This is a genomic window from Marinobacter sp. 3-2 (genome assembly GCF_003751355.1).
GTDB classification, from domain to species: Bacteria; Pseudomonadota; Gammaproteobacteria; order Pseudomonadales; family Oleiphilaceae; genus Marinobacter; species Marinobacter adhaerens.
On sequence record NZ_RJUQ01000013.1, the window covers coordinates 553,196 to 574,675 of the forward strand.

18 protein-coding genes are annotated in these 21,480 nt (G+C 57.4%); 17 read left to right on the forward strand and 1 reads right to left on the reverse strand.

What is annotated here, in order from left to right:
* Positions 1-2 precede the first annotated feature (2 nt).
* Positions 3-3,149 (forward strand): efflux RND transporter permease subunit, encoded by a 3,147-nt coding sequence (locus EDB94_RS09905; RefSeq protein ID WP_108018256.1) that lies wholly within the window; start codon positions 3-5, stop codon positions 3,147-3,149.
* Positions 3,150-3,161: 12 nt separating this feature from the next.
* Here EDB94_RS09905 and EDB94_RS09910 read toward each other — a convergent pair whose 3' ends face one another.
* Entirely contained in the window at positions 3,162-4,427 is a 1,266-nt protein-coding gene (locus EDB94_RS09910) for an EAL domain-containing protein (RefSeq protein ID WP_108018257.1), read from the reverse strand.
* 228 nt (positions 4,428-4,655) lie between these two features.
* Between EDB94_RS09910 and EDB94_RS09915 the strand changes: the two genes are divergently transcribed.
* From EDB94_RS09915 to glmS, 16 genes are all read left to right on the forward strand, one after another.
* The gene (locus tag EDB94_RS09915; RefSeq protein WP_108018258.1) at positions 4,656-5,954 is read left to right on the forward strand and encodes an MFS transporter; all 1,299 of its coding nucleotides are present in this window, start codon (positions 4,656-4,658) and stop codon (positions 5,952-5,954) included.
* Positions 5,955-6,293: 339 nt separating this feature from the next.
* A complete protein-coding gene (gene mnmG / locus EDB94_RS09920) occupies positions 6,294-8,180 on the forward strand; it encodes a tRNA uridine-5-carboxymethylaminomethyl(34) synthesis enzyme MnmG (protein WP_008172567.1) in 1,887 nt (628 codons plus the stop codon).
* Between the two features lie 9 nt (positions 8,181-8,189).
* Positions 8,190-8,834 (forward strand): 16S rRNA (guanine(527)-N(7))-methyltransferase RsmG, encoded by a 645-nt coding sequence (gene rsmG, locus EDB94_RS09925; RefSeq protein ID WP_008172570.1) that lies wholly within the window; start codon positions 8,190-8,192, stop codon positions 8,832-8,834.
* A gap of 50 nt (positions 8,835-8,884) precedes the next feature.
* Positions 8,885-9,679 (forward strand): ParA family protein, encoded by a 795-nt coding sequence (locus tag EDB94_RS09930; RefSeq protein ID WP_008172572.1) that lies wholly within the window; start codon positions 8,885-8,887, stop codon positions 9,677-9,679.
* Positions 9,680-9,739: 60 nt separating this feature from the next.
* On the forward strand, positions 9,740-10,615 hold the full coding sequence (locus tag EDB94_RS09935) for a ParB/RepB/Spo0J family partition protein (protein WP_039881967.1): 876 nt from the start codon (positions 9,740-9,742) through the stop codon (positions 10,613-10,615).
* Between the two features lie 272 nt (positions 10,616-10,887).
* Entirely contained in the window at positions 10,888-11,286 is a 399-nt protein-coding gene (locus tag EDB94_RS09940; protein ID WP_108018259.1) for a F0F1 ATP synthase subunit I, read from the forward strand.
* Between the two features lie 19 nt (positions 11,287-11,305).
* Positions 11,306-12,178, forward strand: a complete 873-nt coding sequence (atpB, locus tag EDB94_RS09945; protein ID WP_008172580.1) for a F0F1 ATP synthase subunit A — start codon at positions 11,306-11,308, stop codon at positions 12,176-12,178.
* A gap of 75 nt (positions 12,179-12,253) precedes the next feature.
* Positions 12,254-12,511 carry a F0F1 ATP synthase subunit C gene (gene atpE / locus EDB94_RS09950; RefSeq protein WP_012138088.1) on the forward strand — a complete coding sequence of 86 codons (258 nt, stop codon included), beginning with the start codon at positions 12,254-12,256 and terminating at the stop codon, positions 12,509-12,511.
* Positions 12,512-12,580: 69 nt separating this feature from the next.
* The gene (locus EDB94_RS09955) at positions 12,581-13,051 is read left to right on the forward strand and encodes a F0F1 ATP synthase subunit B (protein WP_008172587.1); all 471 of its coding nucleotides are present in this window, start codon (positions 12,581-12,583) and stop codon (positions 13,049-13,051) included.
* A 15-nt stretch (positions 13,052-13,066) separates the two neighbouring features.
* The gene (locus EDB94_RS09960; RefSeq protein WP_008172588.1) at positions 13,067-13,603 is read left to right on the forward strand and encodes a F0F1 ATP synthase subunit delta; all 537 of its coding nucleotides are present in this window, start codon (positions 13,067-13,069) and stop codon (positions 13,601-13,603) included.
* A gap of 28 nt (positions 13,604-13,631) precedes the next feature.
* Complete coding sequence (gene atpA / locus EDB94_RS09965) at positions 13,632-15,176, forward strand: F0F1 ATP synthase subunit alpha (RefSeq protein ID WP_108018260.1); 1,545 nt, start codon at positions 13,632-13,634, stop codon at positions 15,174-15,176.
* A 75-nt stretch (positions 15,177-15,251) separates the two neighbouring features.
* Complete coding sequence (atpG, locus tag EDB94_RS09970; RefSeq protein WP_008172593.1) at positions 15,252-16,115, forward strand: F0F1 ATP synthase subunit gamma; 864 nt, start codon at positions 15,252-15,254, stop codon at positions 16,113-16,115.
* 55 nt (positions 16,116-16,170) lie between these two features.
* Positions 16,171-17,565: a F0F1 ATP synthase subunit beta gene (atpD, locus tag EDB94_RS09975; RefSeq protein ID WP_008172594.1), complete on the forward strand. Its 1,395-nt coding sequence runs from the start codon at positions 16,171-16,173 to the stop codon at positions 17,563-17,565.
* 47 nt (positions 17,566-17,612) lie between these two features.
* Positions 17,613-18,035, forward strand: a complete 423-nt coding sequence (locus EDB94_RS09980; RefSeq protein ID WP_008172596.1) for a F0F1 ATP synthase subunit epsilon — start codon at positions 17,613-17,615, stop codon at positions 18,033-18,035.
* A 148-nt stretch (positions 18,036-18,183) separates the two neighbouring features.
* Positions 18,184-19,548: a bifunctional UDP-N-acetylglucosamine diphosphorylase/glucosamine-1-phosphate N-acetyltransferase GlmU gene (glmU, locus tag EDB94_RS09985; RefSeq protein WP_108018261.1), complete on the forward strand. Its 1,365-nt coding sequence runs from the start codon at positions 18,184-18,186 to the stop codon at positions 19,546-19,548.
* 30 nt (positions 19,549-19,578) lie between these two features.
* A complete protein-coding gene (gene glmS / locus EDB94_RS09990; protein WP_108018262.1) occupies positions 19,579-21,411 on the forward strand; it encodes a glutamine--fructose-6-phosphate transaminase (isomerizing) in 1,833 nt (610 codons plus the stop codon).
* Positions 21,412-21,480: the final 69 nt, after the last annotated feature.

Genomic DNA, 21,480 nt, shown 5'->3' on the forward strand with positions numbered 1-21,480 from the left:
CGGTGGTCCTCTCTGACGTCTCCATCAAGCGGCCGGTGTTCGCTACGGTCCTCAGTCTTCTGATCGTTGTGTTCGGTCTGGCAGCCCTGATGGGCCTGCCGGTGCGCGAGTACCCGGATATTGACCCACCCGTTGTTTCCATCTCCACCGACTACACCGGCGCGGCGGCCGAGGTGGTAGACACCCAGATTACCCAGGTGATCGAGGGTGCCATCAGTGGCATTGAGGGTATTCGGTCGATCGAATCATCCACCGAGCAGGGCGAGTCCCGAACCAGTATTGAATTTACGACGGCGCGGGATGTGGATATTGCCGCCAATGATGTCCGTGATGCGGTGTCCCGGGTGGCGAACCAGCTGCCAGACGAAGCCGATCCACCGGTGGTGCGCAAGGCGGATTCCGATGCACGCCCGATGATGTGGGTGACCCTGCGCAGTGATGTCTGGGACAGTGCCGAATTGAGTGACTTTGCCGACCGGGTCCTGGCGGACAGGTTGTCGGTACTCGATGGTGTTGCCGACGTGCGTATTGGCGGCGAACGGCGCTATGCCATCCGGGTCTGGCTGGACCGCGAACGTCTTGCGGCCCGGGATATCACCGTGGCGGAAGTGGAACGGGCCCTGCGTGCCAACAACGTGGAGCTGCCTGCAGGATCGGTGGATTCGTCCACCCGGAATTTCACCGTGCGGGCCGAGGGCCGGCTGTCGAACGTGGAACAGTTCCGGGAGCTTGTGGTTCGCCGGGATGGTAATGATCTGTTGCGCCTGGGCGAGGTGGCCAATGTCCAGATGGGTGTGGAGTCGGATGTGAGCCGCCTGCGCGCCAATGGCCAGACCGCCATCGGCATGGGGATTATCCGCCAGTCCAAGGCCAACACCGTTGCGGTTTCCGATGCCGTCCGCGCCGAGCTGGAGAAGATCCGGGAGACACTGCCACCGGAAGTCACCATCGCGGAAAGCTACGACGAATCCATTTTCATCCGGGCTTCCATCAAGGAAGTGGTCACCACGCTCGCCATTGCGGTGTCCCTGGTTATCCTGGTTATCTTCCTGTTCCTGCGCTCCTGGCGGGCGACCCTCATTCCCGCGGTGACCATTCCTGTTGCGGTGATTGGTGCCTTTATCGGTCTCGGCTTCCTGGGTTTTTCCATCAACGTACTGACCCTGCTGGCGGTGATTCTTGCCATCGGCCTGGTGGTGGACGATGCTATCGTGATGCTGGAAAACATCCAGCGCCGGATTGACGAGGGTGAGCCCCCGTTGCTTGCCGCCTACCGGGGCGCGAAGCAGGTTGCCTTCGCCGTGATTGCGACCACTCTGACCCTGGTGGCGGTGTTCGTTCCCATCTCCTTCATGGGCGGCAACATTGGCCGGTTGTTTGCCGAATTCGGCTTTACCCTGGCGGCGGCAGTGGTGTTTTCCAGCCTCGTGGCCCTGACCCTGGCGCCGATGCTGTGTTCCAAGTGGCTCAGGCACAGCCCCGAATCGGCAGAAGGTCATCGTCTCTGGGCCGCCAGTGAAAAGGTCCTGAATGGCCTGACCAATGGTTACCGCAGGCTGTTGGAGTTTTCCCTGAGGCAGCCGGGCTTGTTACTGGGCCTTGGACTTGTCGGCCTGGTCATTGCCGCCGTGGTGTATCCGAAATTGCCTCAGGAGCTGGCGCCTACCGAAGACCGTGCCGTGATTATCATGCCCACCAGCGCGCCCCGTGGCTCAACGGTGGAATACACCGACCACTACGTCCGCCAGGTGGAAGAGTCATTGCTGCCGTATCTGGATGAAGGCATAGCCAACCGCCTGCTTGCCATCGTCGGGTTCCGTGATGAAGAGGACAACGCGTTCATGATCATGGGCCTGGTGCCCTGGGAAGATCGGGAGATCAAGCAGCAGGAAGTGACCAGCGAAATCCGCAAAAAGTTGGCCGATGTGTCCGGCATTCGGACCGTGGCCGTGAACCCGCCGGGTCTGGGTCAGCGGGGGTTCAGCCAGGCCGTGGAGTTTGTGGTGGCCGGCCCGGACTACGAATCGGTGCAGGCCTGGAGCCAGGAGATCGTGGAGCGGGCCAAGGAAAACCCCAATCTTCAGGACCTGGATACCGATTTCGAGCTGACCCGGCCGGAACTGCGGGTAAACATCGACCGGGAGCGGGCCGCGGATCTCGATATCACGGTGGAAGACGTGGGCCTCACCTTGCAGACCATGCTGGCTTCCCGGCAGGTAACCACTTACATCGATCGAGGCCGGGAATACGATGTAATCATTCAGGCGGAAGACGCCAACCGGGCAACGCCCGAAGACCTGGGCCAGATTTTCCTGCGGCCCCGGGAGGGCGGTAACCTGATCCCATTGCAGGCACTGGTTTCCGTGCAGGAGATCGGCGCCAACCCGGACCTCCGCCGCATCGACCGCCTGCCCGCTGTGGTGATCAGTGCGTCTCTGGCGGATGGTTACGACCTGGGTTCGGCATTGACCTACCTGAACAACCTGGCTGTGGATAACCTGCCGCCGGAAGCCCGCGTCAGTTACAAGGGCCTGAGCCGGGAATTCCAGGAATCCTCGGCGGCAATTTACGTTACCTTTGCGCTGGCTTTCGTCATCGTGTTCCTGGTGTTGGCAGCCCAGTTTGAAAGCTGGATACATCCGCTGATCATCATGCTGTCGGTGCCGCTGGCGGTAACCGGGGCTCTCCTGGCGCTCTGGTGGACGGGTATCAGTCTGAACATCTACAGCCAGATCGGCATCATCATGTTGCTGGGGTTGATGGCCAAGAACGGGATACTGATCGTGGAGTTCGCCAACCAGCTCCGGGACAAGGGTTACGAGGTTCGGGAGGCGATTCTCGAAGGCGCCTGTCTGCGTTTCCGTCCGGTACTGATGACTACCATATCGACGATTTTCGGTGCCGTGCCCCTGGTGATTGCCACCGGTGCGGGAGCCGAGAGTCGGGCTGCGATTGGTATGGTCATTCTGGGCGGGCTGATTTTCGCCACCACGCTGACCCTGTTCATCATTCCGGTGCTCTACAACCTGTTGGCCCGGTTTGCCAAGTCTTCCAATGCGGTGGAAAAAGAACTGGAACGTCAGGCGTCCGGACAGGCGGGCGGCACGGGATTGGCCGCCGCGCCACAGAAACGCGCCGACGATTTCTGACTGACCGGATGATTACAGGGTGGCCGGGAACTCCAGCTGGCCGCCAAACATCTCATCCGGATGTATGTCGACGCACAAGACCTGTTGCCCCGGCAGCATTGTTGAGAGGGTGACGGTACGTTTTGCATCCGGCAGACCGACATAGGGCCGACAGCTGCTGATGTGCTGGGGCCGTTCCAGGGCATTCCGGAAGTACTCCCGGTGGGTCCATTGAGCGCCGGCGGAATGATACAGCGGATTGAACTTTCCGCGATGAATGTCCGGATTGGCGCGGGCAAGGTTGCCTTGCTGGATGCCCTGTGGATTGAGCAGGAAGCAGCGTTTCACGCCATCCACTTCCAACAGCTTGTTGCAGGCGGTGCTGAACGGCAACTCCCGGCTCAGGGAATGGCAGGCTTCGAGAATTTCGAAACGCAGAAGGCGGAAATAACTCTCCTGATCCCGTATGTCCTGGGCTGATGACTCGCTGGAATCGGCAATGATGCGTTTTAGCGCCTGTTCGGTCAGCTCCGGCTCGTGTTGTTTCAGGTTGGACGGCCTTGCGAACAGGAAGCCCTGCAGAAGATCGGCCTCCGTTTGCAGGGCAATGTGAGCCTGGGTGTGGTTCTCGATCCCTTCCAGAAGCACGAGGCTGCCGCTTTCGCGGATCATCTTTACCAGACTCTCCAGCAGCATTCGGGCGCGACTGTTGTTCTCGGCGTTTACCAATAGGCTCCGGTCGAGTTTCACAATCAGCGGATTGATGCGCCACAGGCGCTCAAAATTGGAATCGCCCATACCGAAATCGTCGATAGCGATCTGAAAGCCGTGTGCTTTGGCCTTGAGGATGAATTCCAGAAGTGCGGCTGGGTTGTCGGATGCGGTTTCGACCAGTTCCAGAACCACTTTCTCGGGATCGATTCCGCTACGCTGGCATTGCAGAGCAAGCTTTTCCAGGGAGGCTTCCGGATGGATGCAGGTACCGGGATTGATATTCAGGAACAGCCAGACGGCCTGGGAGCTGGCCGCAAAGTTGTCCAGGTGAAGCTGCAACAGATGCCGGTCCAGCTCCGGTGTCTGGTTGTTTTTTTCGGCCTGTTCGAAAAGCGTAAACGGAGAGACACTCTCATTATTCTTTCTGACCCGGACCAATGCCTCGTAGCCAACCAGTTTTCGATGGGTTGGGCTCAGGATCGGCTGGTAAACAGAACTGAAATCATAGTCGTCGATGATCTTGGGAGTCCTGGATATTTCGGCTCCGCGATAGATGCGCCTTGGAAGTCGGACTACGCTGCTCATGGTCAGGAACCTTTATAGTGCCAATAATCCAGCCATCCTGGCCTGATAAAATAGTGTCTGAACAAGGAGACCAAGCGAATTGCGTACCAGACGGCCAAAAATCAAGCGTTTAACTAAGCTTAACCCCGTCAAATAAATGAACATGATTGCCGCTTTCTACGCTACCGCACCGGATCCGGGCAGATTTTCGGTCGTAATGCCGGCAACGCACCAAAACAGGGTTTCTTGATGCCATCGAAAAGTCAGTTCCGTTTGCTTGGCCAACGCCGGTTCCTGCCGTTTTATCTGACCCAGTTCTCTGGCGCCTTCAACGACAATCTGTTCAAGAACGCGCTGCTGCTGCTGATCACCTTCAGTGCCGGCGGTTTGATGGGGTTGTCGGTGAATGTGGTGGTTAACCTGGCCGCTTTCCTCTTCATACTGCCGTTTTTCCTGTTTTCCGGTATTGCCGGCGAGATGGCGGATCGCTACGAAAAATCCCGAATCATCCGAAATGTGAAGCTGGCGGAAATTGTCATCATGGCCGTTGCCGCACTCGGACTGTGGTTCGGCTGGTACGAGTTGTTGCTGGTTCTGTTGTTCCTGATGGGTACCCAGTCCACGTTCTTCGGTCCGGTGAAATACGCGATCCTGCCCCAGGTGTTGGCGGACGATGAGCTGGTGGGCGGCAATGGCCTGGTTGGTATGGGCACGTTTGTGGCAATCCTTCTGGGCACCATTGCGGCAGGTCTATTGATGGGCTTTGAGATGGCGGCCCGGCTGACGGCGGTTGCCGTTTTTGTCATGGCGGTGTTCGGCTATCTGGCGGCGCGTCAGGTTCCGGTGACCGAATCCGATGGTTCCGGTGTCAATGTCCGTTTTCGACCGGTGCTCGAAACCTGGAGACTGATGGCTCTGGCGGCCGAGCGCCGGCAGGTGTTGCTGGCGGTGCTGACCATCTCCTGGTTCTGGTTCCTCGGAGCCGCCTATCTGACCCAGTTTCCCAATTTTGCCCGCACCAACCTCCTGGGTGACGAGACCGTGGTGACCCTGTTATTGGCCATGTTCACGATCGGCATTTCCATCGGCTCCATGATGTGCGAGCGACTCACCAAACACCGCATTACCCTGTCACCCGTGCCCTGGGGCGCCCTGGGGCTGAGCCTGTTCGGAATAGACCTGTATTTTGCGGTGCCGGATGATCCCATGGCCTCCACCTGGTGGACCCTGTTGACCGATCCTGTCTATCTGAGGGTTTTGATGGATCTGGTCGGTATCGGGATTTGCGGCGGTCTTTTCATCGTGCCTCTGTACGCCTTTATCCAGCACGAAACGCCACGGACCAAACGTGCCCGTATCATTGCTGCGCTGAATGTCATTAATGCGTTGTTCATGGTGGTGAGTGCCCTGGCCGGAATTGTGGTGCTTGGTGTGTTGGAGGTAAGCATTCCGGGGTTTTTCCTCCTGCTCTCGCTCCTGAACGGATTGGTGTTGCTGGTGGTCTGGCGGCTTCGACGAAAAACAGCCGGCAGTTCTGTGGATAATTAGTTGGACAACCTACGGAAAGCCTCTGGATTACTTTCTGTAAAATTAAATAAAACAATAGCTTAGTTGTTTTTTTAGGGTGATTAATAAGTAGTCTTGCATGTGGATAACTTTCTTGAAAACTTTTCTGAGAAGAGTTATCCAAACCCATGAAAAGCCGTAGGTTTCGGTTTTCCACTATCCATTTAACGCTCGGAAAACTCCCCTTTGAGCCCTGACCAGGCCACTGCCGCTTTCAACGTAGTTCGTCTCTGGTTAAAATTTGCACATCCTGACTGCAATTTCCCGGGTGAAGCGTTATACTCGCCGCCCGATTTTATCCCCCGATTTCCGAGGTGAGCTGTGGATTTTCCGACCCGTTTCGATGTCATTGTCATTGGTGGTGGCCATGCCGGTACCGAGGCCGCGCTGGCGGCTGCGCGCATGGGTTCCCAGACCCTGCTGCTGACCCACAACATTGAGACCCTGGGCCAGATGTCTTGCAACCCGGCCATCGGCGGTATTGGTAAAAGCCATCTGGTGAAAGAAATCGATGCGCTTGGCGGTGCCATGGCCGAGGCCACGGACAAGGCTGGCATCCAGTTCCGGGTCCTTAACAGTCGCAAGGGACCGGCCGTGCGCGCCACCCGTGCCCAGGCTGACCGTGTGCTTTACAAAGCCGCCATCCGCCATACCCTGGAAAGCCAGCCGAACCTGACACTGTTCCAGCAGGCGGCGGACGATCTGATTGTGGAAAACGACCAGGTGACCGGTGTCGTGACCCAGACCGGTATTCGCTTCAACGCCAGGACCGTGGTGCTTACCACCGGTACTTTCCTGGGCGGCGTTATTCACATTGGTATGCAGCACCATGCCGGCGGCCGTGCCGGTGATGCGCCGGCCAATGCCCTGGCACAGCGCTTGCGGGAACTGCCGTTCAACGTTGGTCGCCTTAAAACCGGCACGCCGCCTCGCATCGACGCCCGGTCTGTGGATTTCTCGGTAATGCAGGAGCAGTGGGGGGATGACCCCACCCCGGTGATGTCCTTCATCGGCAGCCGTAGCCAGCATCCGGAACAGGTGTGCTGCTACGTGACCCGGACTACCGAACAGACCCACGATATTATCCGCAGCGGTTTCGACCGTTCGCCGATGTTTGCCGGCAGCATCGAAGGTGTGGGCCCCCGCTACTGCCCGTCGATCGAGGATAAGGTAAACCGCTTTGCTGACAAGGATTCGCACCAGATCTTTGTAGAACCGGAAGGCCTGACCACCAACGAGCTGTACCCGAACGGGATTTCCACCAGCCTGCCGTTTGATATCCAGTTGGCGGCGGTGCGTTCTATTCCCGGTTTTGAAAATGCCCATATCACCCGGCCGGGTTACGCCATCGAATACGACTACCTGAATCCGCAGGACCTGCGCCATACCCTGGAAACCAAGTTTATCCAGGGCCTGTATTTTGCCGGCCAGATCAACGGCACAACCGGCTATGAAGAAGCGGGCGCCCAAGGGCTGCTGGCCGGGATCAACGCTGCCCTGCGGTCGCAGGAAAAAGACGAGTGGTACCCGCGCCGTGACGAGGCTTACCTGGGTGTGCTGGTGGATGACCTGATCACCATGGGCACGTCCGAGCCCTATCGCATGTTTACCAGCCGCGCCGAGTATCGCCTGATCCTGCGCGAGGACAACGCCGATCTGCGTCTGACCGAAACCGGTCGCAAGCTCGGCCTGGTTAATGATGAGCGCTGGCAGAAGTTCAATGACAAGCGCGAAGCGATCGCCACCGAGCGTAGCCGCCTCGAGGCCACCCGGATTCACCCGAATACCGAGGCCGGTGAGCGCGCCAACGGCTTTCTCAAGCAGCCGATGACCCGTGATCAGTCCCTGGCAGAGCTGCTGCGCCGGCCCGAGATTGTCTACAGCCACATTGCCGAGATCGGTGCCGAGAAAGCCGAAGATCCGGTGGTCGCCGATCAGGTGGAAATCGAGATCAAGTACGAGGGTTATATTTCCCGTCAGACGGACGAGATCGAGCGGCTCCGTAAAAACGAGAACACCGCCCTGCCGGTGGATCTGGATTATGACGTCATCGGCGGCCTGTCCAACGAGATCAAGCAAAAGCTCAAGACCGTGCGGCCGGAAACCGTGGCTCAGGCCTCACGTATCCAGGGTGTGACCCCGGCGGCGGTGAGCCAGATCCTGGTGCACCTGAAAAAGCGCGACCTGCTGCGCAAACAGTCGGCCTGATCCGCGCCCATGACCAAGTCACTCTGGCACGGCCAACTCCGGGATGGACTGGCCACGATGGGCCTGTCCCTGGATGAGGATCGGCAGGAAAAGCTGCTGGCTTTTCTGGGCCTGCTTAACAAGTGGAACCGGGCTTACAACCTCACTGCTGTGCGTGATGAGCGTGTGATGGTGTCCCGGCAACTGCTCGACAGCCTGAGCATTCTGCCGTGGGTAACGACGGACCATCTTCTGGATGTGGGCGCCGGCGGCGGCCTGCCCGGTATTCCCCTGGCGATCGCCCTGCCCGAAAAACGCTTTACCCTGCTCGACAGCAACGGCAAGAAGACCCGCTTTCTCAACCAGTGTGTGCTGGAGCTCGGCCTGAAAAATGTCGAGGTTGTTCACGGGCGCGCGGAAGATTGCAATCCTCCGGAACCCTTCAGCCAGATCAGCAGCCGAGCCTTTACCGCGCTCGAGAATCTGGTGAGCTGGTGCGGTGATCTGCTGGCAAATGAGGGTGAGTTCCTTGCCATGAAAGGTCAGTTTCCGGATGATGAAGTGTCTGCCCTTCCGGCTGGCTGGCAGGTAACATCCAGCCATTCCCTGGACGTACCGGGCGCCGATGGCGACCGCCACCTGCTGGTGATCGCCCGGACCGTGAATTCCCGGTAGTTTGGCAGTCCAATTTCTGAACCGGTAACCCATAAACAAGGAGGCAGGACATGGCGCGCGTGATTGCAGTGACCAATCAGAAAGGCGGTGTGGGCAAAACCACCACCTGCGTCAACCTTGCTGCCTCCCTGGCCGCCACTAAGCGTCGGGTGCTGCTGGTGGATATGGATCCCCAGGGCAACGCCACCATGGGCAGTGGTGTGGATAAAAACGCCCTGGAACTGTCTGGCTACGACATGCTGACCAAGCGCGCCAGCGCCGCCGAGGTGATCATTCCCGCCGAGGCTTCCGGCTTCGATATCCTTCCGGCCAACGGTGACCTGACGGCGGCCGAAGTGGAACTGATGAACGAGATCGGTCGCGAACACCGCCTGAGACTGGCGTTGAACACCGTTCGTGATAATTACGATTACATCCTCATCGATTGCCCGCCATCGCTCAGCCTGTTGACGGTGAATGCCCTGTCGGCGGCAGACTCTGTGCTGATTCCAATGCAGTGCGAGTACTACGCCCTTGAGGGGTTAGCGGCGCTGATGAACACCGTTGAGCAGATTCAGGAAACGGTCAATCCGAATCTGCAGGTGGAAGGCATTCTGCGCACCATGTACGACCCTCGCAATAGCCTTACCCTGGACGTTTCCGGCCAGCTGAGCGAGTACTTTGGCGACAAGGTGTATCGTGCAGTGATTCCCCGCAATGTCCGTCTGGCCGAGGCCCCCAGCTATGGGGTTCCGGCCCTGAAATACGACCGCGCCTCCAAGGGTGCGATCGCCTATCTGGCCCTGGCCGGCGAAATGGTACGCCGCCACGGTTCAAAAAAGACATCCGCGCCGGTTGCGGTGTAACATACCGCCCTGTCACTCACTTAAGCACAACGATATTCAACGGGAAGAATGACTGACACCATGGCGGCGAAGAAACGAGGTTTGGGTGAACGTGGACTGGGCGCCCTGCTGGCGGGCTCCAAGGTCAATCTTGACCAGGAGCTGAAAGACCACGACGGTGAGCTCCGCGAAGTTCCCATTGATCTGATCCAGCGCGGCCGGTACCAGCCCCGGCGCGACATGGATCCCGCCGCCCTGCAGGAACTGGCAGATTCCATCCGCCAACAAGGCGTGATGCAGCCGGTGGTGGTTCGTCCCATCGCTGAAGGCCGTTACGAGCTGATCGCCGGTGAGCGCCGCTGGCGGGCCACCCAGATGGCCGGCCTGGACAGCATCCCCGCCATCATCCGGGATGTCCCCGATGAAGCCGCCATCGCCATGGCGCTGATCGAGAACATCCAGCGTGAGAACCTCAATCCCATTGAAGAAGCTTTCGCTCTTCAGCGCCTGCAGGACGAGTTTGGCCTGACCCAGGCCCAAGTGGCCGAAGCCGTGGGCAAATCCCGTACGACTATTACCAACCTGCTTCGACTGATCGGTTTGTCCGAAGACGTTCGTATTATGCTCGAGCATGGCGATCTGGAAATGGGCCATGGCCGGGCAATGCTGACCCTGGCGCCGGAACTGCAGATGCAGGTGGCCAAACAGGTGGTGGCCAAATCCCTGTCGGTTCGCCAGACTGAAGCCCTCGTACGACGGGTGCAACAGGAAACACCGGACAGCAAATCCCGGAAAAAGGGAGTGGTGGACCCCAACATTCGCGCGCTCCAGGATGACCTGGCGGAGCGATTGGGTGCACGAGTGTCGATCGATCATGGCCAGCGTGGCAAAGGCAAGCTGGTGATCGAGTACAGTTCCCTCGACGAACTCGACGGCATCCTGGGCCACATCAAATAAAATCGTCGGGGTTTTGTGGGTCGTCCGACCCCCCTACGAAAGTTCGTATCTGGTTACGTACACAACATGTAGTGGTGAAAAACTGAACGGCCGTCTATTTGTGACGAAAATTGCCAAAACCCAGTTATTACGCCGCTTTTGACGGATCAGCCGGTTCCCGGTTTTGTTGATTCGTGCACATTGAACACATATAATCTGCGGCGCTCGTGTCGGTGTATTTGCTTACTTTTTAAACGACATCGACCGAAAAGCACCGTACTTCCGGAACGAACATGACGAAGGCAGCTTCAGGCGGCATTGGCCGTCCACCCATCGCACGATGGTTTGTAATAGAGAGTGTGGTACTTGTCTTCGTCAGCGTGGCGTTTCTCTTGCGAGGCGAGGTTTCCGGTTATTCAGCGCTGCTGGGTGGACTTATCTTTCTGATCCCCCATGGTTATTTTGCGCTCAAGGCATTCCGCTACGCCGGCGCGCGGTCTGCCAAGAAGATCATGACGTCTTTTTATCAGGGTGAGGCCGGCAAGCTCATCCTGTGCGCCATCCTCTTCACGATGGTGTTCAAATGGATTCAGCCGCTTGATATTGCGGCACTTTTTTTAACATTTGCGATCATGCTGGTCACCAACTGGTTGACACCGCTTCTGGCGGGCAGCAATACGCAGCAAAGCTAACTGGACCTGGGAAACCGTTATGGCAGGAAGTGCATCCGAATATATCCAGCATCACCTCCAGAACCTCACCTACGGTAAACTTCCGGCAGGCTACGAGCGTGCCGACGGTACCGTACTTCAAGATGCAACCTGGACGCTGGCTCACACCGGCAGGGAAGCATCCGACATGGGCTTCTGGGCTCTGCACATCGATTCACTGGGCTGGGCAGTCGCCCTCGGTGCCCTGTTCCTGTTTATTTTCCGCTTGGCCGCCAAGCGCGCCACCTCAGACCAGCCGGGCGGGCTCCAGAACTTTGTTGAAGTGATGGTTGAGTTTGTCGATCAGAGCGTCAAGGAAACCTTCCACGGCAAGAACAAGGTGATTGCGCCGCTGTCGCTGACCATCTTCTGCTGGGTATTCCTGATGAACCTGATGGACCTGGTGCCCGTGGACTTCCTGCCCCAGCTGTTCCACCTGATGGGTCTGGAATACATGAAGGTCGTTCCGACTACGGATGTAAACGTTACTCTGGGCATGTCCCTGTCCGTATTCGCTCTGATCATCTATTACAGCCTGAAAGTGAAGGGCGTGGGTGGCTTCGTTGGTGAGCTGACCCTGCACCCCTTCTCTTCAGACAATCTGTTCCTGAAGATTTTGCTTGTCCCGATCAACTTCCTGCTGGAAGGCGTGAGCCTGATCGCCAAGCCGATCTCACTGGCTCTGCGTCTGTTCGGTAACCTGTACGCAGGCGAGCTGATCTTTATCCTGATTGCACTGCTGCCGTTCTGGGCACAGTGGGCACTGTCTGTACCCTGGGCGATTTTCCACATTCTGGTTATCACCCTGCAGGCATTCATCTTTATGATGTTGACGATCGTGTACCTGAGCATGGCTCACGAAGACAGTCACTGATCGGACACCATTAAGCCGTAGTTCTAAACCCTAAACCCTTAAACTGAAAAACCTAACTGAAAACTGGGAGTTATCATGGAAACTGTAGTTGGAATGACCGCTATTGCCGTTGCACTGCTGATTGGCCTGGGTGCCCTGGGTACTGCGATTGGCTTTGGTATCCTCGGTGGCAAGTTCCTGGAAGGCGCTGCGCGTCAGCCGGAAATGACCCCGATGCTGCAGGTTAAAATGTTCATCGTTGCAGGTCTGCTGGACGCCGTAACCATGATCGGTGTTGGTATCGCACTGTTCTTCACTTTCGCCAACCCGTTTGTCGGCCAGATCGCCGGTTAATCGAGTCGCCAGAGCCGGGGTTTTGCCCCGGTCAGATGATTCTTAACAAAACAGGCGAGAGGTGAAGACGTGAACATTAATTTGACGATGATTGGTCAAGCCATCGCGTTCTTTATCTTTGTCGTCTTCTGCATGAAGTACGTGTGGCCGCCAATCATGGCCGCACTGCAGGAGCGTCAAAAGAAGATCGCTGACGGACTGGCTGCCTCAGACCGCGCTGCGCGCGATCTGGAACTGGCTCAGGAAAAGTCAGCTCAGGAACTGCGTGAAGCCAAGCAGCAAGCTGCTGGTCTGATTGAACAGGCCAACAAGCGCGCGGCCCAGATTGTGGAAGCATCCAAGGATGACGCCCGCAAGGAAGGCCAGAAGCTGATTGAGCAGGCCAAGGCCGAAATTGAACAGGAGCGGAATCAGGCTCGTGACGCTTTGCGTGCAGAAATTGCCAGCATTGCCGTTGCCGGTGCCGAGAAGATCCTGGAAACCTCTGTCGATGCCTCCAAGCACAACGAGATGTTGGAAAAACTGGCGGCAGAACTTTAAACGACGAGGTTCATCATGGCAGAACTGAGAACGCTGGCCCGTCCCTACGCAAAGGCAGCATTTAGTGCCGCTCAGGAGCATGAACAGCTGGCTGAGTGGTCCAAGGTGCTGACGATCGCCGGGCAGGTCACCGCGAACAAAGACATTCGACAGCTTCTCGCGAATCCGGGTCTGGAAGAGCAGAAGAAGGCTGAACTGATTCTGGAGGTCGCTGAAGATGGCGTCACCGATCAGGTCCGCAACTTTTTCGCTGTACTGGCTGAAAACCGCCGGCTGACTCTTCTTCCTGAGATTGCAGCGCTCTTCAACACGTACCGGGCTGATCTGGAGCGCACTGTTGATATCGAAGTTACCGCGGCTTTCGAGCTGACGGACGAACAACAACAGAAGCTCGCCCAGGCACTTTCGAAGAAACTCGAGCGGCAAGTGTCACTCGCAGCGTCATTGGACAAGTCTCTGATTGGCGGCGTGATTATTCGCACCGGCGATCTGGTCATTGACGCATCTGTACGCGGAAAGCTGACCAAGCTGGCCGACGCTCTGGGCTCCTGATTTCAGCACAAGGTTTGAGGATATTGGCATGCAGCAACTGAATCCATCCGAGATCAGTGACATCATCAAGAAGAGAATCGAGAAACTCGACATCTCTTCCGAAGCAAAGAACGAAGGTACGATCCTGTCGGTATCCGACGGTATCGTGCTGATCCACGGTCTGGCCGACGTTATGTACGGCGAGATGATTGAATTTGCCAACGGCACGTTCGGCATGGCTCTGAACCTGGAGCGTGATTCCGTTGGTGCGGTTGTGCTGGGTGACTACGAAGATCTGGCCGAAGGCCAGAAAGTTCGTTGCACCGGCCGCATCCTGGAAGTACCGGTTGGTCCGGAACTGATGGGCCGTGTGGTCGACGCTCTGGGTAACCCCATCGACGGCAAGGGCGACCTCGGTACCGACCTGACCTCTCCGGTCGAAAAGGTTGCACCGGGTGTTATCGCTCGTCAGTCCGTTGATGAGCCGGTTCAGACTGGTCTGAAGGCAATCGACACCATGGTGCCGATCGGTCGCGGCCAGCGTGAGCTGATCATCGGTGACCGTCAGATCGGTAAGACCGCTGTCGCCATCGATGCGATCATTAACCAGAAAGACACCGGCATCAAGTGTATCTACGTTGCCGTCGGTCAGAAGCAGTCTTCCATTGCGGCCGTTGTACGCAAGCTGGAAGAGCACGGTGCCATGGATCACACCATCGTGGTTGCCGCCGGTGCCGCCGATCCTGCAGCGATGCAGTTCCTGGCTCCGTACTCCGGTACCTCCATGGGTGAATATTTCCGTGACCGTGGTGAAGACGCCCTGATCATCTATGATGATCTGTCCAAGCAGGCTGTGGCTTACCGCCAGATCTCCCTGCTGCTGCGTCGTCCGCCGGGCCGTGAAGCATACCCGGGTGACGTGTTCTACCTGCACTCCCGTCTGCTGGAGCGTCCGTCCCGTGTTAACGCTGATTACGTTGAGCAGCTGACCAACGGTGAAGTGAAAGGCCAGACCGGTTCCCTGACCGCCCTGCCGATCATTGAAACCCAGGCTGGTGACGTATCCGCGTTCGTACCGACCAACGTAATCTCCATTACCGACGGTCAGATCTTCCTGGAAACCAACCTGTTCAACTCCGGTATCCGTCCGGCGATGAACGCCGGTATCTCCGTATCCCGGGTAGGTGGTTCGGCCCAGACCAAGATCATGAAGAAGCTCGGCGGTAACATCCGTCTGGCTCTGGCCCAGTATCGTGAACTGGCCGCTTTCGCACAGTTTGCTTCCGACCTCGACGAAGCAACCCGTCAGCAGCTTGAGCACGGTCAGCGTGTAACGGAACTCATGAAGCAGAACCAGTACAGCCCGATGTCTGTGGCTGAAATGGGTACGGTTCTGTTCGCAGCCAACGAAGGCTTCCTGGACGACGTTGATGTCGACAAGGTAGTGAAGTTTGAAGCGCAGATGCTCGACTGGATGCGCTCCGAGCAGAAAGACCTCCTCGACAAGATCAACGAGAAAGGCGATTACAACGACGAAATCGCTGCCGGCCTCAAAGCTGCACTTGAGAAATTCAAGACCACTCAGAGCTGGTAAGAAAACGGGCCTGCGGCAATTGTCGCGGGCCGCTTTTCGTAGCAACGAGTGTCTAACTTGAGAAGGCAGTGAGTTATGGCCGTCGGCAAAGAAATACGTAACCAGATTTCAAGCATCAAGAGCACGCAGAAAATCACCAGCGCCATGGAAATGGTGGCTGCGAGTAAAATGCGTAAGGCTCAGGAACGCATGCAGGCAACTCGCCCGTATGCCGACAAGATGCGTCAGGTGATCGGGCACATTGCCAAGGCGAATGCTCAGTACAAGCACCCGTTCATGGTCGAGCGCGAGGTCAAGCGCGTAGGCTATATCGTGGTGTCAACTGATCGTGGCCTCTGTGGTGGTCTGAACATCAACCTGTTCAAAGCGCTTGTCCGTGAAATGAAAGCGTGGAAAGAAAAAGGAGTGGAAACCGATCTGTGCGCCATCGGGCAGAAAGGGGCTTCCTTTTTCCGGAGCTACGGCGGCAATGTCGTCGCGGCGCTGACCCATCTGGGGGACAGCCCGAGCTCTGAAAAACTCATCGGCAACGTCAAGGTTATGCTGGATGCGTTCTCGGAAGGCAAGATCGACCGTCTTTATGTGGTCAGCAACGAGTTCGTCAACACCATGACCCAAAGCCCGAAGGTGGAGCAGCTTCTGCCCCTGCCTGAGAGCGAAGACGAAGAAGAGATCAAGAACCAGTGGGATTATCTCTACGAGCCCGATGCCAGGCAGATCCTCGATGGCCTTCTGCCACGTTTTATTGAATCCCAGGTGTACCAGGGTGTGGTAGAAAATCTGGCATGTGAACAGGCAGCCCGGATGATCGCCATGAAGAGCGCAACTGATAACGCCGGTAGCATTATCGACGAGCTTCAGCTGGCTTATAACAAGGCGCGTCAGGCAGCCATTACCCAAGAGATATCGGAGATTGTGAGCGGCGCCGCTTCGGTCTGATCCGACCCACAATCCAACTGGTTTTATTGACTATCAAGATAACGAGGAACCGAGCATGAGTAGCGGACAAATCGTTCAGATCATTGGCGCGGTTATCGACGTGGAATTCCCACGTGACTCCGTACCCAAAGTATATGACGCACTGCTGCTTGAAGGTGGCGAAACAACTCTGGAAGTCCAGCAGCAGCTGGGTGACGGCATTGTTCGTACCATCGCCATGGGCAGCACCGAAGGCCTGAAGCGTGGCCTGAAAGCAGAAAACACCGGCAACCCGATTTCGGTACCGGTTGGTACCCAGACTCTGGGCCGTATCATGGACGTTCTGGGTCGTCCCATCGACGAAGCCGGCGAGATCGGTGAAGAAGAGCGTTGGGCGATTCACCGTAAGGCACCGGGCTATGCCGATCAGGCAGCGTCTGCGGACCTGCTGGAAACCGGCATCAAGGTTATCGACCTGATCTGCCCGTTCGCCAAGGGTGGTAAGGTTGGCCTGTTCGGTGGTGCCGGTGTTGGTAAAACCGTAAACATGATGGAGCTGATCAACAACATCGCGAAAGAGCACTCCGGTCTCTCCGTATTCGCAGGTGTTGGTGAGCGGACCCGGGAAGGTAACGACTTCTACTACGAAATGAAGGAGTCCAACGTTCTCGATAAGGTTGCCATGGTTTACGGCCAGATGAATGAGCCCCCCGGAAACCGTCTGCGTGTGGCCCTGACCGGTCTCACCATGGCCGAGAAGTTCCGGGACGAAGGTCGTGACGTACTGTTGTTCGTCGACAACATTTACCGTTACACCCTGGCAGGTACCGAAGTATCCGCACTGCTCGGCCGTATGCCGTCTGCGGTAGGTTACCAGCCGACTCTGGCTGAAGAGATGGGTCAGCTGCAGGAGCGTATTACCTCCACCAAGAACGGTTCCATCACGTCCATCCAGGCGGTATACGTACCGGCGGATGACTTGACTGACCCGTCGCCTGCAACCACCTTCTCGCACCTGGATGCTACCGTTGTACTGAGCCGTGACATCGCTTCCAAGGGTATCTACCCGGCGATCGATCCGCTGGATTCCACCTCTCGTCAGCTGGATCCGCTGATCATCGGTCAGGAGCATTACGAAGTGGCCCGTGGCGTGCAGACCAACCTGCAGCGCTACAAGGAGCTGAAAGACATCATCGCCATCCTGGGTATGGATGAACTGTCAGAAGAAGACAAGCTGACTGTAGCCCGTGCCCGTAAGATCGAGCGTTTTCTGTCCCAGCCGTTCCACGTTGCTGAAGTATTCACCGGTTCCCCCGGTAAGTACGTTTCCCTCAAGGAAACCATCAGCAGCTTTAAGGGCATCCTGAATGGCGACTATGATGAACTGCCCGAGCAGGCGTTCTACATGGTTGGTACCATTGAGGAAGCGGTCGAGAAAGCGAAGGAAATGAAGAGCAAGGCAAAGAGCTAATCTGAGCCGACGCATTTGTTTCCGGATCGATCAAAGAGGCAACTGACATGGGTATGACCGTGCATTGTGATGTGGTAAGTGCCGAAACAAAGATCTATTCCGGATTGGTGGAAATGCTGATCGCAGCGGGCTCTGAAGGTGACCTGGGTATTGCCCCGGGTCACACCCCGCTGCTGACCCAGCTGAAGCCGGGCCCTATTCGGATTATCAAGCAGGGCGGTGAGGAAGAAATTCTTTACGTGTCCGGCGGGTATCTGGAAGTCCAGCCCAATCTGGTGACTTTGTTGGCGGATACCGCTGTTCGTGCAAAGGATGTGGACGAAGCAGCCGCGCTCGAAGCTCAGAAAGAAGCCGAGAAAGCACTTGCCAACAAGACTGGTGAATTCGAGTACTCCCGTGCCGCTGCAGAGCTGGCCGAGGCTGTTGCCCAGCTTCGTACCATCCAGCAGCTGCGTAACAAAATGCGCTAAGCATTTCCGTTTCGGGTTTGCCGAACACCGAAGCCGCATCCTGAGCGGCTGGAAGACCAACGTGTTGCGTTGGCCGTCCGGCCCTGAAGGGTGCGGTTCTTTATTTTCAGCATTCAGAGAGTAAACACTCCGGGAGCCTGACTTTTCCATGAGCCCGCTACACGTCGTCATTCTGGCCGCTGGCCAGGGTTCCAGAATGAAATCCGCACTGCCGAAGGTGCTGCACCCGATTGCCGGCCGTCCTATGCTTCATCACGTGATCGACACCGCCAAACAGCTTGGCGCCGAGAGGATCCATACGGTCATAGGTCATGGTGCTGACAAGGTTCGGGAAACCACCGATGAGGTCTCGGTAAACTGGGTCACCCAGAGTGAGCAGTTGGGTACCGGCCATGCTGTGGCTCAGGCCCTGCCGGATCTTCCCGATGACGCCCGTGTTCTTGTGCTTTACGGCGATGTGCCTCTGACTCGTCATGAGACGCTCGACGGATTGGTTGGGACACTGGATGACCACACCCTGGGTTTGTTGACCGTCACCATGGACAATCCCCAGGGATACGGACGGATTGTCCGGAATGCTGATGGCGACGTGCAGTCGATCGTCGAGCAGAAAGACGCCTCCGCCGAGCAGCGGCAGATCCGCGAGGTGAACACCGGGATTCTGGCGGTGTCGGCGAAACACCTGAAAACCTGGTTGCCGACGCTCTCCAACAGCAATGCCCAGGGCGAATACTATCTCACAGATATCATTGCCATGGCGGTGGAACAGGGTCTCCGTATTGCGGTGTCCCAGCCGGAGAATCCCTATGAAGTCCAGGGAGTCAACAATCGCCTTCAACTGGCTGAACTGGAACGTTGGTTCCAGCGCCAGCAGGCTAACCGGCTGATGACAGAAGGAGCGACACTCGCGGATCCCGCCCGGATTGATGTCCGTGGCGAGCTGAGTATCGGCAATGACCTCTGGATTGATGTGAACGTGGTGTTCGAGGGCAAGGTCAGCCTTGGCAGTAATGTATCCATTGGCCCCGGTTGCGTCATCAAGGACGCTACCATTGCAGATGGCGTGGAGATCAAGGCCAACAGCGTGATTGAAGGGGCCGTAATTGGCGCCAGCGCCCAAATCGGGCCGTTTGCACGTATCCGGCCGGGCACGGAACTGGCGGCCAACACCAAAGTGGGCAACTTCGTGGAAACCAAAAAGGCCATTGTGGGTGAGGGCAGCAAGATCAACCATCTCAGCTATGTGGGTGATGCCTCACTGGGCCGTAATGTGAATGTGGGTGCAGGAACCATCACCTGTAATTATGATGGTGTGAACAAGTACCGGACGGTGCTCGGCGACGGGGTCTTTGTCGGCTCCAATACAGCCCTGGTTGCGCCGGTTACCGTTGCGGCCGATGCCACCATCGGTGCCGGGTCCACCATCACCCGTGATGTAGCCGACCACGAACTGGCCGTCGCAAGGGGCCGGCAGCGCAATATCGCCGGTTGGGAAAAGCCGAAGAAACACTGATACAAACGATCAACAGACAGGTAGAACAGCATGTGTGGAATTGTAGGCGCCGTTTCGGAAAGGGACGTTCAGGGTATCCTTCTTGAGGGTCTGCGCCGTCTGGAATACCGGGGATATGATTCGGCCGGTATGGCTGTAATCGGTGGCGACCACAGTGTCCAGCGCGCCCGTGAATTGGGCAAGGTAGCCGCCCTGGCGGAAGCTATGGAAGCTAATCCCCTGGCAGGCCATCTGGGCATTGCCCATACCCGCTGGGCAACCCATGGCGAGCCATCGCAGATCAACGCCCATCCGCACATGTCCGGCGACCGGCTGGCTATTGTCCACAACGGGATCATCGAAAACTATCAGGAGTTGCGTGAGGAATTGCGTGCTGACGGTTTCGAGTTTACCTCCCAGACCGATACCGAAGTCGTCGCGCACCTGATCGAGAAACACTACCGCACACTGGGTAATCTCCATGATTCTGTGCGTTCGGCGATCGCCCGTTTGCGCGGAGCCTATGCCCTGGCGGTGGTACACGCCGACGAACCGGAGCACCTCGTGGTATGCCGTGAGGGCAGCCCCCTGGTCATTGGTGTTGGTATTGGCGAAAACTTCATCGCGTCTGACCAGCTGGCGCTGCTGCCAGTGACCGACCGGTTCATGTTCCTTGAAGAAGGCGATATCGCCGATATCCGAAAGGACGCCATTGCCATTCTCGACCGCGATGGCAATGCCGTTGAGCGGGAAGTAACACGCTTCGAGCACGGCGCCGATTCCGCCGACAAGGGCGAGTACCGCCACTTCATGCTCAAGGAAATCTACGAGCAGCCGAAGGTGATCAAGGCGACCATGGAAGGCCGGGTCACCAGGACCCGGGTGCTGGAACAGGCCCTCGGGACCGAGGCTGCGAACCTCCTCGAAAACGTTCGTCATGTCCAGATCATTGCCTGTGGCACCAGTTACCATGCCGGTATGGTGGCCCGTTACTGGATTGAGGAGCTGGCGGGCGTTGCCTGTTCCGTCGAGGTGGCTTCCGAATTCCGCTATCGCAAACACGTGATCCAGCAGGACACCCTGTTCCTCTGTATTTCCCAGTCCGGCGAAACCGCCGATACCCTGGCGGCCCTGCGTCAGGCGAAAAAAGCGGGTTTCCGGGCAGCATTGGCCATCTGTAACGTGCCGGGCAGTTCCCTGGTTCGCGAATCCGACCTGGTGATCATGACCCAGGCGGGGCCGGAAATCGGCGTGGCCTCTACCAAGGCGTTCACCACCCAGCTCACGGCTTTGCTGATCTTTACCCTGGCCCTGGCCCGTCATAATGGGCTGCCCGAGGAGCAGGAAGCTGAAATCGTCGAGGCTCTTCACCTCGTGCCTGGCCAGGTCAGCGATGTGCTGGCCCTGGATGGCGAGATCGCCGAGATGTCCAAGGCATTCATGGATAAGAACCACAGCCTGTTCCTGGGGCGCGGTTCCCAGTTCCCGGTGGCTCTTGAAGGTGCCCTCAAGCTCAAGGAAATCTCCTACATCCACGCCGAGGCCTATCCTGCCGGCGAGCTCAAGCACGGCCCCCTGGCCCTGGTCGACAGCGAAATGCCAGTGGTCACTGTCGCTCCCAACAATGACCTGGTTGAGAAGCTGAAATCCAACCTGGAAGAGGTCCGGGCCCGCGGCGGTGAACTGTTTGTCTTTGCTGATAAAAAGGCCGACGTCAAAGCGGAAGAGGGCCTGCACGTGATGCAGATTCCGTCCGTGCATCCGATTACCGCGCCGATTGTGTACACTGTGCCACTGCAGCTGCTGTCCTACCATGTGGCCGTGTTGAAGGGTACCGATGTGGACCAGCCGCGGAACCTGGCCAAGAGCGTCACTGTAGAATAGCCCCGCAGGCCAGCAAGGCCTCGATCACAGAATAAACGTTTTCTTGTATTTTGCGATAATGATAATTAT

Coding starts and splice junctions, on each gene's coding strand:
- atpD (WP_008172594.1), top strand. CDS start 16,171: ATGAGTAGCGGACAAATCGTTCAGATCATTGGCGCGGTTATCGACGTG.
- rsmG (WP_008172570.1), top strand. CDS start 8,190: ATGACCAAGTCACTCTGGCACGGCCAACTCCGGGATGGACTGGCCACG.
- EDB94_RS09940 (WP_108018259.1), top strand. CDS start 10,888: ATGACGAAGGCAGCTTCAGGCGGCATTGGCCGTCCACCCATCGCACGA.
- atpB (WP_008172580.1), top strand. CDS start 11,306: ATGGCAGGAAGTGCATCCGAATATATCCAGCATCACCTCCAGAACCTC.
- EDB94_RS09930 (WP_008172572.1), top strand. CDS start 8,885: ATGGCGCGCGTGATTGCAGTGACCAATCAGAAAGGCGGTGTGGGCAAA.
- atpE (WP_012138088.1), top strand. CDS start 12,254: ATGGAAACTGTAGTTGGAATGACCGCTATTGCCGTTGCACTGCTGATT.
- EDB94_RS09915 (WP_108018258.1), top strand. CDS start 4,656: ATGCCATCGAAAAGTCAGTTCCGTTTGCTTGGCCAACGCCGGTTCCTG.
- glmS (WP_108018262.1), top strand. CDS start 19,579: ATGTGTGGAATTGTAGGCGCCGTTTCGGAAAGGGACGTTCAGGGTATC.
- EDB94_RS09910 (WP_108018257.1), bottom strand. CDS start 4,427: ATGAGCAGCGTAGTCCGACTTCCAAGGCGCATCTATCGCGGAGCCGAA.
- EDB94_RS09935 (WP_039881967.1), top strand. CDS start 9,740: ATGGCGGCGAAGAAACGAGGTTTGGGTGAACGTGGACTGGGCGCCCTG.
- EDB94_RS09980 (WP_008172596.1), top strand. CDS start 17,613: ATGGGTATGACCGTGCATTGTGATGTGGTAAGTGCCGAAACAAAGATC.
- atpA (WP_108018260.1), top strand. CDS start 13,632: ATGCAGCAACTGAATCCATCCGAGATCAGTGACATCATCAAGAAGAGA.
- atpG (WP_008172593.1), top strand. CDS start 15,252: ATGGCCGTCGGCAAAGAAATACGTAACCAGATTTCAAGCATCAAGAGC.
- glmU (WP_108018261.1), top strand. CDS start 18,184: ATGAGCCCGCTACACGTCGTCATTCTGGCCGCTGGCCAGGGTTCCAGA.
- EDB94_RS09960 (WP_008172588.1), top strand. CDS start 13,067: ATGGCAGAACTGAGAACGCTGGCCCGTCCCTACGCAAAGGCAGCATTT.